Source organism: Mycobacterium sp., assembly GCF_049802695.1.
GTDB lineage: Bacteria > Actinomycetota > Actinomycetes > Mycobacteriales > Mycobacteriaceae > Mycobacterium.
Window position 1 is genome coordinate 1 of sequence record NZ_JBARMY010000324.1, and the last position, 11,198, is coordinate 11,198.

Genomic DNA, 11,198 nt, shown 5'->3' on the forward strand with positions numbered 1-11,198 from the left:
TGTTTGTGCTACGAAAGACCGCACACGAGTTCAGCAAGGATCACTGCACTGACCTGGCCGCGGCGCTGACCTATTACGCGGTGTTGTCAGTATTTCCCGCGCTACTGGTGATGGTGTCGCTGCTCGGCGTGTTCGGCGAGGGCCGGCGCACCACCAACGCCCTGCTCGACGTGGCCGCTGACCTCGTCCCCGCCTCAGCGGTCGACATCCTGCGAGCGCCCATCGATCAGGTCGTTGAAAGCCGGTCCGCGGGACTCGCGCTGCTTTTCAGCGTCCTTGCGGCGTTGTGGTCGGCGTCCGGCTATGTCGGCGCCTTTGGACGGGCCGTGAACCGCATCTATGCCTTCGCCGAAGGGCGGCCTGTGTGGAAGCTGCGCCCGCTGCAACTGGTGCTCACGTTGGCGGCACTGGTGCTGGTTGCAGCGGTGGCTTTCATGCTTGCGATCAGCGGCCCGGTCGCCCACGCCGTCGGAAACGCGATCGGGCTCGGCAATGCCGCTCAGACTGTGTGGGCCGTTGCCAAGTGGCCGGTAATCCTGGTGCTGGTCATCGTGGCGGTGGCGATCCTCTACCACGCCACCCCCAACGTGCGGCAGCCGAAGTTCCGCTGGCTCAGCATCGGTTCGGTGGTCGCAATCGTGGTGTGGGCGCTTGCCTCGGTCGGATTCGGCTTGTACGTAAGCAACTTCGGCAGCTACAACAAAACCTACGGAGCACTGGCCGGCGTCGTCGTGTTCCTGCTGTGGCTGTGGATCACAAACCTGGCCCTGTTGTTCGGCGCTGAACTTGACGTCGAACTGGAACGCGGGCGACAACTGCAAGCCGGAATTGCGGCCGAACGAGAGTTGCAGCTGCCCCCCAAAGACACTCGCATCGTCGAGAAGAAAGAGGCCGCCGAAGAGAAGTACATCGAATACGGGCGGCGGCTGCGCCGCAGCCGAGGCAACCGCGACTAGTTCACCGGCTAGGCGACCGCGGATTCGACTCGAAGCTTCGAGCGCAGCCAGCTGCCCATCTCGCTGATCGCCTCATCGACTTCGGGCACCCGTCCTGCACCGATGATGAAGGAGTGCTGACCAGCTTCAACCGGCCGCACCATCACATCGTTGCCGGCTTTGTCAGCGCGGAGCCCGAATTCGACTGCTTCGCTGGCCAGTAGCTCATCCTGTCCGTAATAAACCGCGATGGGAGACAGACCGGACAGATCAGCTTTCAGCAAATTGACCTTCGGGTCGGTCCATTCAACGCCAGTTCCGTCGAGCCAGCAGGACCGGAAAAACTCCAGCAACCCACGCGACAGCAGCTTATCCCGCTCAGCATTGCTGTCGACCGACTCTCCCGACATCGTGGGATCGCACCATGGTGAAATCGACAGAATGGCACCGGGAAGCTCTGCGCCGCGGTCACGCAGTCGCAGCGCAAGACTGACGGCAAGGTAGCCGCCGATCGAGTGCCCGACGCTGGCGATGTTGTGGTGCGCATACCCTTGCTCGAGCAGCCAATGGTATGCGGTCTCGACATCATCGAGTTGCGCGGGATATTTGTGTTCCGGGGAGCGCCTGAAATTCAGCACTAGCGAACGCGCGCGAGCCGCTTTAGCGATGTGTGCGGCGGCCTTGCGGTCGGAATGCATCGACGTCATCACACTTCCACCCATGTGGTTATGTAGCAGGACCGTCTTTGGGTCGCTATCGGCAGGAATACACCACAGCGCCTCAACCCCGTCGGCGTCGACCTCGGCGTAGGTCACTCCTTCGGGTTCTTTCGTGGCCACATGCATTGTCTCGACGATGTCGCGCACCGTCGACAGGTCAAAGGTGGGACCGGACGATCGTTGGCTGAGGTCGGCGAAAAAGTTTGCGAACTCGACTGCTTGGTCGCTGGGCATGGACGTCACCTTTCATGGGGGGTACAGAGTTGCCGAGGCATTGGATAGCATTCGTAATATTATGAACGCTATACTATGATGGGGGCGACGTCAAGGCCGAAGAGAGGGTTGAGATGAGATATCCGTCGGACCATAAGGCCAGGGCGCGGCAGGCGCTGGTAGAGGCAGGGGCACGTTCGTTGAAGGCAGCTGGCTTCAACGGGATCGGGATCAACGATCTGGCCGCCGCGGCGGGCGTGACATCAGGTGCGTTCTATTCGAATTTTCCTAATAAGGCATCGATGCTGGAGGCGGTCATCGACGCCTTCGTCGGCGAGCCGTTCGTTTCTGACACCGACTCGGTGACCCCCGTTGAAGGTCGATCACGCCTGAAAGATCTTGTCGAGGCGTACATATCCCTCGAACACAGCGCGGATCCAGCCGACGGCTGCCCCATGCCCGCACTGAGTGCCGACGTTTCACGAGCACAACCATCCGTCAAAGAAGCCTACGAGCGCAGAATCAGCGCGCTTGCCAACAGGATCGCCAACCTGCTCGACGGTGAGCCGTCCGATCGGGAACGGCGCGCCTGGAGCATTGTCGCCTTGATGGTCGGATCACTCACCATCTCGCGGGCGATGCCAGAAAACAGCGAAGCGAAGAGCACATCCCTCGACGCCGCACGTGCCACCGCTGGCATGCTCGTCGAGAGCGACCCGGCCTGATTAGTTGAAAAGTCGGCAAGGCATGGCGCGCCTGTCTTCAAGCGTCGCCGCGACCTTGACGCTCAGCTTTCCAGCCTGGCTCGGACGGCCGCGAGCCGCTGCATGAGTTCGGCCTCATCGATGACTCCGCGCACAAGCAAGGAGTGCGCGAGGGCAACCAGCCGGTTCTCTGGATAGGGCAGATCGGGGTAGACAGTCGCCGACAGAGCGTCCTCTTCGTTGCGTCGGTCGATGAAGCTCAATACGTCAGGGCCGCAACTACTTCGATCGAGCGCGTCGCAAGTGCCGTCGAGGCTCGTTTTCCACGGCGGCACCGGATTGTCGACCCCGTATTTTGCAGCCATGCGGCCCCAGACCTGATTGCGTTCAACGATGGCCGCCAACGGCGCGATCGTGGCTTTTTCGACTGACCCCCGGTCGCCCGAAGTATTCACCAGTTCCCTCGTCAGGTCAGTGCTCTGCGGGATGAATGGCCGGACGCGTCGCGGTGACCGCGTTCGTGGTCACCCCGACCTTAGGCAACGCGACTCCGATCAAACAATCGCGGGTGATGATTTCGACCAACCGGTCCTCGGTCCAGCCCTCGGTACCTTTGGGGCGGACGGGCATTACCATGAACCGATGCTTCTGGTTTGAGTCTTCGACTCGGATCTCGACGTCTTCTGATAAATAAAGTCCGAACTCCGCGAGCACTTGGCGGGGCCAGCGCACGATGCGACGACGGAAGTTCGGGGTCCTGTACCACTCCGGGGAGTTGCCCAGAATCGGGCGCGGATAACATGAGCATAAAGTGCAGACGATGACGTGGTGCAATGTTGGTGTGTCCTCGAGCACGTGAAACGCCGTGAAGTCGCTGGGTGTTCCGAAACCCGTGGGTTGCAACCAGTCGACCCCCACTTCCCTACTGGCAGCAAGCGGATCCGAGAGGACCAGCTTCTTGTACTCGGGGTCGAGCCAGGCCCGGGCCACCAATTGAGCCGCAGGAATCGGGCCGATCTGTTCGGCGAACTCGGTCATTCGTCGGTGTTCCTCAGCCGTGAAAAGCCCTTTCTCGATGCATAATTCGCGGAGAGCGATTTCAAGTACTTCGAAGTCGGTGATCTCGTCCACCCTGGGAGCGGCGGTGCGGTCGTGATCGTGGTCTTGACCGGTCATCGGCGAGTCCTTTCGTGAAGACAGTCGATCAATGGAGACTCGACTAGCTGCCCGCTTCGAGCCAGCGCTCGGGGATCTCTGTCTGCAGCGTGTCGTTGCTGGGCCCGGTGTAGCCGTACCACAGCCCGGAGAGGTTGAATCGAACGATGTAGAACCACTCCGGCTTCTGGTCAGGCCCATCCCAGGTCTCGTTCTCTGCCGCAGGGCTTTCATATGAGACGACCGCGACCTCACCCCGCGCCCCTCTCACGTACTGCTGCGTGCGGGTATAGAGCAGGATCGGCAGCTCCTTCACCACGACCTTGTCGCCGACCTTGAACTTTGGTTCGCCGGCCTGTCCGGCAAACACCTGCGGGTCGCCCTTACCGAGGGCGCGGACGTGGTGCTCGTTGCGGGTCACCGCGGCAGGGTTGCCTTCGGACTTGGGCCTGGCCTCGAGAGGCTTATCTTGCAGGCCGCCTTGATATCGAGCCTTGACCTCGGCCATGCGTTCCGCCAACTCGCTCAGCCCGATGTGGTGCTTCTCGACCAAGATTCGGACGACGGCCAGTAGCCACCGCCCGTAGTAAGGAAGTCCGAGATAAATGGTGCGGCCCAGGTCGACATTTCCCATCCGACGTCGTTCTTCGGACAGCCAGATCCCGCGCCAGCCGAGAACCTCACACAGCACATAGGTGTTGTGCTCCCATATCTCGTACTGCTTGTTCTCCCAAGAGATGGGAGCATCTGGCTCTCCGCCGACGTCGTGGGGGGTCTTGGTATAGGCGGTGAACCGCTCGTGGTCGATGAGATCAGGTGTCGGCGCGTCTGGAAGATCGGTGTAAGCGGACTTGAGGCGAGCGACCAGGGCCAGCTGGTTTACCCGTTCCAAAGGAGTCGTCATCTGGGCTCCGCTCGTCGTACGAATTCTGACCCTCGCCCGCCGCGATGATCCCGCGACGTCGCGGCGAAAGGCAATGCTCTCTACACAGCCCACCCCAACCTTCAACCCTGCGCAACCGGCAATTGGGTCAACGGCAAATGCTCGCCCGGAAATCGGGGCAGGCGTTCGACATAATTTTCGTCGCGACTCAGGTAACCCTCTTCCGTAGCCTGCTGACCGGCGTTCGCGCCTTGCCGACTCAGGCCTTCGCGGTCTCTACCGCCCGCTTGAGCGCATCCAGAGTCCTGCGGATGTTGATCCGCTGGAAATCCGGGAAAGTCTTGCCACGGGTCACGATCCGGTCGAACGCCGCCGCGAGCGCGTCTGGCCACGCCGTTCTGTCATCAGTCCACGTTTCGGTGACCCGGGTCCCGCCACCGGCGGTCGGCTCGAACCGGTACTCCCAGGACGCGTTCGCCCCGCGCAGGCGCGGCTTCTTCACCCCGATCGTATGAACCCGGAAGGCGAACCGTCGCCCAGGATCAGCGGCAGTCACGGTGCACCGGGTGGTCCAGCGAGCCCGACCGCGCTTGTTGCCCCCTTCAAAGGTCATCCCGACGAACGCTGCTCCATCTTCCGCGGGATTAAGCACGATCGCTCCCCTGTTCTCAGGGCTCCACTGCCCCATCTGGGTCGGATCACTGATCAGCGAGTAAAGCTCGTCTGCCGAGGCATCGATGTCAACCGTGCCCGAAACCGTCATGGTTCGCGTCATCGCTTCAATCTAGACCGCCGCCTCTGACCGATCAGATGAATCGGTAGCGCGTCGAACCCGGCCTTGGCTCTCGCCGTGGGACTTCTCCGGCCGAGTGGACCTTTGGACGCTTTCGGGCCATCCGACTAATCGACGTTCACGCCCACTTCTGGCCAAGCTACATCGCCCTCCAATGCGGCTCCAAGTGTCCGTCCTGACCGGCAGTGGCACCGCAGGTCAGGGTCAACTGGTTCATACGTCGTAGTAGAGCGCGAACTCGTACGCGGTGGGCCGGAGGTTGAACGGCGCGATCTCGTAGTCGCGCTTGTAATTGATCCACGTCTCGATCAGGTCAGGCGTGAATACGCCTCCCTCGGTAAGGTATTCGCTGTCTTCCTCCAGACGGTCGATCACCGCGGAAAGCTGGGTAGGTGCCTGCACTATTTCCGCGGCCTCTTCTGGCGGCAGCTCGTAGAGGTCCTTGTCGACCGGGGGAGGCGGCTCGATCTTGTTCTTGATGCCATCCAGCCCGGCCATCAACATGGCCGCGAACGCCAGGTAGGGGTTGCCGGATGCGTCCGGGCAGCGGAACTCCAGCCGCTTGGCCTTCGGGTTGTTGCCGGTGATCGGGATGCGCACGCACGCTGAGCGGTTGCGCTGGCTGTAGACCAGATTGATCGGGGCTTCGTAGCCGGGTACCAGGCGCTTGTAGGAGTTGACCGTGGGGTTGGTGAACGCGAGCAGCGAGGGCGCGTGGTACAGCAAACCGCCGATGTAGTGGCGAGCGGTGTCCGACAGGCCGGCGTACCCCTCCTCGTCGTACATCAGCGGGACACCGTCCTTCCACAGTGACTGGTGGCAGTGCATACCAGAGCCGTTGTCGCCGAACAGCGGCTTAGGCATGAAAGTCACGGTCTTGCCCGCCTGCCATGCCGTTTGCTTGACGATGTACTTGTACATCTGATGGTCGTCAGCCGCGTGCAGCAATGTGTTGAATTTGTAGTTGATCTCGGCCTGACCTCCGCTGCCCACTTCGTGGTGTCCCTTTTCGAGGACGAAGCCGGCGTTGGTGAGATTGGTCAGCATCGTGTCGCGCAGGTCGACGTAGTGGTCGGTCGGGGCCACCGGGAAGTAGCCGCCCTTGGGGCGGACCTTGTAGCCGCGGTTGGGATGGCCGTCGGACTCGGTCGCTTCTCCGGTGTTCCACCACCCGGATGTCGCGTCCACCTTGTAGAACGAGCCGTTGGTGCCCGAGTCGAAGCTTACCGAATCGAAGATGTAGAACTCGGCTTCTGGGCCGAAGTAGGCGGCGTCGGCAATGCCGGAGCTGATCAGGTAGTTCTCGGCCTTACGGGCGACGTTGCGCGGGTCGCGCGAGTACAACTCGAGAGTGAACGGGTCATGCACGAAAAAGTTCACGTTGAGGGTTTTGGCGGCACGGAACGGGTCGATAGTCGCGGTTTCGGGGTCGGGGAGCAGCAGCATGTCGGACTCGTGAATCGACTGGAATCCGCGGATCGAAGAGCCATCGAAGGCCAGGCCTTCCTCGAACACATTCTCGTCGAAGACGTAAATCGGGATGGTGAAGTGCTGCATGGTGCCTGGCAGGTCACAGAATCGGACGTCGACGTACTCAATCTTTTCGTCCTTGACGAGTTTGAATATATCGTCGGGCGTGTTTTCAGACACGGGATGCTCCTTCTCGGTGGATGGCAATGGCGCGGAGTTTTCGCTACGCCACTGCTATTTCGTCGGCGTGACAAGCTCGAGTCGAATCTGTTGCGTTCAGGAACGCACGCCTTTCCAACTGGTCGTAGCAGGCGACTCCGTCTGCGAGACAACGTAGTTGACTTTCCTTCCTTTGGAGGTGCTCCAGTGGCACATACCGCCACGGTGGCCGATAGTCATATGACCGAGATGTGAACGCAGGTTTGAGCAAAGGTGGGAATACTTATGCCGCAGGACGTGAAACCACGGCCGAATGACTCGATTCCCGAGCTCGAGCGAAGGCCGGACCATACACAGCGCATGAAACAGCCCCGTTCCCGTCAAATGCGCGAGATGATGCATCGCGAAATCATCGTCAGCGGTGACGACGCGCTGGCGAAGACAATCGCCGAGGAACTCAGGGGTGCCGGCGCACGGATAATCCAGATCGCCGGCGCCGCCGATCTCCTGGGCGCCGGGGTACATCGTGCCCGTGCGGTCGTCTGTGCTGGGCCCAACGACGCGGTCAATCTTGAAATAGCCTTATTAGCGCGGGAATACAGCCCGAATGTCCGCGTGGTGGCACGTTTGTCCAACGACGTGCTGCGCGAAGCGGTCGATGACGTCAACGGCCCCGGTGCGATCCTGGACGTCGCCGACCTCGCAGCACCATCCGTCGTCGAGGCGGTTCTGTCGCGCAAGGCACACCAGTTCGCGGCCGCCGGAACCGAATTCGTTGTCTGGGGTTCCGAGGCGTCTCGTGAGGGAACCCTACGCGAGATCTACGCCGATTTGGCACCGGTGGCGGTGGTGCACGGCAGGAACTCACCTGCCCCCGGCGAGGTGGTGCCGTGCCCGGGACGGGATCTGCAGGTCTACACCGGGGACTGGACCTCGATGATCGGCGTCAAAGACGAATTGGAAGCTCGCGGGATCACCGTGCCTCCCCGGACCGCGACACGCGCTCGGAACTCCCGGGTGCGACGCGTAATCGATGCCGCCCGTGCCATGCGCGACGACATGAACCCGATGCTTTTCCCCTCGTTGGCGTTCGCGCTGTTCCTCACGCTCGGCTCGACAGCGCTGGTGCGCTTCACCTATCACAACCCGCGGATGTCGTGGATCGACGCCCTTTACTTCGCCTCCGAAACGATTACGACCGTTGGCTACGGCGATTACAGCTTCGCCCAACAGTCCGCGTGGCTGCGACTCTTCGCTGTCGGGCTGATGTGGGGCGGCGTCATCGTGACCGCCGTCCTCGTCGCGTTTCTTGCCGATCTGCTGCTCTCGCGGCGCTTCGTCAAAATGGCCGGACTGCGACGGGCACGTCATATGCGCGAACACGTCGTCGTCGTGGGACTGGGTTCAGTCGGCATCCGCGTCGTCAAGGATCTGACCGCCGACGGCTACGACGTCCTCGTCATCGAGGAGGACGAGAACAACCGCTTCCTGCCGACCGTGGCTGAACTCGACGTGCCGGTGATCTTCGGCGACCCAACGATGCGCCAGACGCTGGAGTCAGCACGCGTCGATCGCGCCCGCGGAGTGGCGGTGGTGACGCATCACGACATGAAAAACATCGAGGCCGGAATCGTCCTGCTGGAGATTCTGGGATCCGACACCAAGGTGCCGATCGTCATGCGCGTTCAAGGCCGCGCGTTGGGCACGGCGGTAAATCGTCGGTTCGGTTTCGAGAACGTGCGGTCGATCGTCGACCTGGCAGCCCCCTGGTTCATCGGCGCCGCGATGGGCTTGCAGGTGTTGGGGACCTTCTGGGTTGGGCAGCGCTCCTTCATGGTCGGTGCAATGCTCGTGGCGGCGGACAGCGAGCTAGATGGACGGCGAATGATGGACCTGTCTACTCAAACGCGCGTCATCGCGATTACTCGACCTGAGGGACCGGTTAGCCTTCGCCCCCGGCGCGACGCCCGACTGAAAGCCGGCGACACCGTCTACCTCATCGGCCCCTACCGCGAGCTGATCGCGATGCTGCGCAAGGGTCAGCCGCCACCGCAGACTGCGACCAACAGTGGGCTTGCGGCGGCACTGGCGGCGGCGCGTTCACCGCACAGGCCACAACCGCGCTTGCCGAGATGGGCTGAGGAAGTCGACGCATGACAACGATGAGACAACGGGTGCCCGCCTGAGAGGCGGTCTGGTGATCGGCAACGTCGGCAACACGAAGCTCCGTGGGCCGACAATCCGTGGCACGGTGCTTACTGATTCACGCATTTCTCATGATTGTCAGCAACCAAGCTTTGAAGTGCGTCTCTTCGTCCACCCTGTCGAAAGCTTTGAAAGCCGTGCCACTCGGCCCCGGGAGGCGGATACGTTGGGCGCAGGGTATCGGTGGTCCGGCGATGGTATTGAGACATTTTGGTCAGGTCACGATCGCGCTCGACGTGACCGTGAAGATCGCCCCCGCGGGTAACCGCCGGCGGTGTGCCGGTGACCGAAGCAATGAAGGTGGGTCAAGAAATGACATCAACAGGCTGTCCTTGCTGTGCCTACCCGCAGCCGTTGTCAGCGCCGCGCCTGTTCAGTTTCGTGTCCGGCCATCGGGAGAGGCGCAGAGCTACCCGCACAACAGAGCCCGTGCATGGCGCAGTCAATACCGCATCACCGCGCGCTCTGCTTCTCGACGGTGGCACCGTGGTCGATCCCCGTGACGGCAGCACCGCCGCCAACGTCGTCATCCGGATAGAAGGCGGGCGCATCGTCGAGGTGTTCTCGCGGGGAGGGGCCGTGGCCGACCCGTCAGCCGACCGTATCGATGCGACGGGCAAGTTCGTCGTGCCGGGCTACAACGATATGCATTCACACGCGTTGAACCTGAACGATCCCTCGGGAAGCCTGGCCCTGATGCTCGCCGAAGGCATCACCGGATTCCGGCAGATGTCGGGTTCGCCAGCGCTTTTGAAGAACCGGTGCGACAACGCGTTGCCGATCGGGCCGGCCGCGCCGGCGCTGCTTGAGACACCCGGAGCCATCCTCACTCCGCTCAATGCCGGATCAAGGGCCGCGGTGGCCGCCGAGATCCGTCGCCAGCAAGCCCAAGGCGCCGATTTCCTGAAGATGGTGATGGCAGATCCGGACGTCTTCATGGCGGCGGTCGATGAAGCGGTCGCCGTCGGGATGCCGATTTTGGGTCACCTTCAAGAGGGCGTCGACCTCATGGCCGCCGCACGGGCCGGTTTTCGCTGCGTCGAACATCTGGGGCCGGGGTCGTCGGTGTGGTCGTCGTGTTCCACCATCGACGAGCAGTTGCGCACGCAGGCCTGCCAGCGACCGGTGCCCAAGGCGCCGCCCATCAAAATTCCCTTCCTCGAGCGCCTCGTCGCCTGGCGCATGCAAAAACTTCTGGTCAACCCCGCTGCCTTCTCCGATCCCGTCGACGTCGCCCGGATCCAGGCCGCCTTGGACACCTTCAGCGAAGACGCCGCCGCCGCAGTGGCGGGGCAGCTCGCCGAATACGGCACCTGGCAGGTGCCGACATTGGTTCGGCTGCGCAGCATGCAGTACGCCGACGCGCCGGAATACGAACGCGACGAGCTGCTTTCGTACATGCCCGCCAGCAACATCAAGAGATGGCGCAAGGTGACGAAGAAGTTCCAGGCACTTCCCGCCGAGTCGCGCCGGACCTACCGGGCGCTGTACCCGCGCCAACTGTCTCTGACCAAGCTGTTCGCCGAACGGGGCGTGCCGATGATGACCGGAACCGATGGCGGAGCCATGATGGGGCCTGGCTTGACCCTGCGTCAGGAGTTCGCGGAACTGGCCAAGGCAGGCCTCTCACCGCTGAAGATCCTGCAGATGACCACTAGCAATCCCGCCGAATACCTCGGACGCCAGGACACCATGGGCACCGTCGAGCCAGGGCGCCATGCCGACTTGGTCGTGCTGGACGCCAACCCGCTCGACGATGTCGAGAACCTGCACCACATCAACGCCGTCGTGAGAGCGGGCAAGCACTACTCCGCGGCGGAACTGAGCGCCCTCAAAACACGAGCGGCGTCATCGAAGGGGCGTCGAGCACCTCGGTGACGGACACCACGTGCCATCTGACGGACCGATCGTTGGCGCCAATATGTTGGCGGGCGGAGGTGAGTAAGCTACGACTGATCTTCG

At 62.3% G+C, this 11,198-nt stretch carries 10 protein-coding genes; 4 read left to right on the forward strand and 6 right to left on the reverse strand.

Going from position 1 to position 11,198, the window contains the following annotated elements; all coding sequences use genetic code 11:
• Positions 1 to 956, forward strand: a 956-nt coding sequence (locus WA317_RS13325) for a YihY/virulence factor BrkB family protein (RefSeq protein ID WP_425173484.1), incomplete at its 5' end; no start/stop codon positions are given.
• Between the two features lie 8 nt (positions 957 to 964).
• Here WA317_RS13325 and WA317_RS13330 read toward each other — a convergent pair.
• Positions 965 to 1,888 (reverse strand): alpha/beta hydrolase fold domain-containing protein, encoded by a 924-nt coding sequence (locus tag WA317_RS13330; protein WP_425173485.1) that lies wholly within the window; start codon positions 1,886 to 1,888, stop codon positions 965 to 967.
• A 113-nt stretch (positions 1,889 to 2,001) separates the two neighbouring features.
• Here WA317_RS13330 and WA317_RS13335 point away from each other — a divergent pair, with 113 nt between their 5' ends.
• On the forward strand, positions 2,002 to 2,592 hold the full coding sequence (locus WA317_RS13335; RefSeq protein WP_425173486.1) for a TetR/AcrR family transcriptional regulator: 591 nt from the start codon (positions 2,002 to 2,004) through the stop codon (positions 2,590 to 2,592).
• A 62-nt stretch (positions 2,593 to 2,654) separates the two neighbouring features.
• On the opposite strand, the gene WA317_RS13340 is transcribed toward WA317_RS13335, so the two are convergent.
• From WA317_RS13340 to glnA, 5 genes are all read right to left on the reverse strand, one after another.
• Complete coding sequence (locus tag WA317_RS13340) at positions 2,655 to 2,936, reverse strand: thiocyanate hydrolase (RefSeq protein WP_425173492.1); 282 nt, start codon at positions 2,934 to 2,936, stop codon at positions 2,655 to 2,657.
• 106 nt (positions 2,937 to 3,042) lie between these two features.
• Positions 3,043 to 3,747, reverse strand: coding sequence for a thiocyanate hydrolase subunit gamma (scnC, locus tag WA317_RS13345; RefSeq protein ID WP_425173487.1), 705 nt, complete (start codon positions 3,745 to 3,747; stop codon positions 3,043 to 3,045).
• 43 nt (positions 3,748 to 3,790) lie between these two features.
• Positions 3,791 to 4,630: an SH3-like domain-containing protein gene (locus tag WA317_RS13350; protein WP_425173488.1), complete on the reverse strand. Its 840-nt coding sequence runs from the start codon at positions 4,628 to 4,630 to the stop codon at positions 3,791 to 3,793.
• 238 nt (positions 4,631 to 4,868) lie between these two features.
• Complete coding sequence (locus WA317_RS13355) at positions 4,869 to 5,384, reverse strand: SRPBCC family protein (protein ID WP_425173489.1); 516 nt, start codon at positions 5,382 to 5,384, stop codon at positions 4,869 to 4,871.
• A 231-nt stretch (positions 5,385 to 5,615) separates the two neighbouring features.
• Positions 5,616 to 7,052 (reverse strand): type I glutamate--ammonia ligase, encoded by a 1,437-nt coding sequence (glnA, locus tag WA317_RS13360; RefSeq protein ID WP_425173490.1) that lies wholly within the window; start codon positions 7,050 to 7,052, stop codon positions 5,616 to 5,618.
• Between the two features lie 375 nt (positions 7,053 to 7,427).
• Between glnA and WA317_RS13365 the strand changes: the two genes are divergently transcribed.
• Positions 7,428 to 9,188, forward strand: a complete 1,761-nt coding sequence (locus WA317_RS13365) for an NAD-binding protein (protein WP_425173493.1) — start codon at positions 7,428 to 7,430, stop codon at positions 9,186 to 9,188.
• A 534-nt stretch (positions 9,189 to 9,722) separates the two neighbouring features.
• The gene (locus WA317_RS13370) at positions 9,723 to 11,114 is read left to right on the forward strand and encodes an amidohydrolase family protein (protein ID WP_425173491.1); all 1,392 of its coding nucleotides are present in this window, start codon (positions 9,723 to 9,725) and stop codon (positions 11,112 to 11,114) included.
• Positions 11,115 to 11,198 lie beyond the last annotated feature (84 nt).

Bases quoted from the DNA above. Each gene is read 5' to 3' on its own strand.
- WA317_RS13340 (WP_425173492.1), bottom strand. From the start codon at position 2,936: ATGGCTGCAAAATACGGGGTCGACAATCCGGTGCCGCCGTGGAAAACG.
- WA317_RS13365 (WP_425173493.1), top strand. From the start codon at position 7,428: ATGCATCGCGAAATCATCGTCAGCGGTGACGACGCGCTGGCGAAGACA.
- WA317_RS13355 (WP_425173489.1), bottom strand. From the start codon at position 5,384: ATGACGCGAACCATGACGGTTTCGGGCACGGTTGACATCGATGCCTCG.
- scnC (WP_425173487.1), bottom strand. From the start codon at position 3,747: ATGACCGGTCAAGACCACGATCACGACCGCACCGCCGCTCCCAGGGTG.
- WA317_RS13350 (WP_425173488.1), bottom strand. From the start codon at position 4,630: ATGACGACTCCTTTGGAACGGGTAAACCAGCTGGCCCTGGTCGCTCGC.
- WA317_RS13335 (WP_425173486.1), top strand. From the start codon at position 2,002: ATGAGATATCCGTCGGACCATAAGGCCAGGGCGCGGCAGGCGCTGGTA.
- WA317_RS13330 (WP_425173485.1), bottom strand. From the start codon at position 1,888: ATGCCCAGCGACCAAGCAGTCGAGTTCGCAAACTTTTTCGCCGACCTC.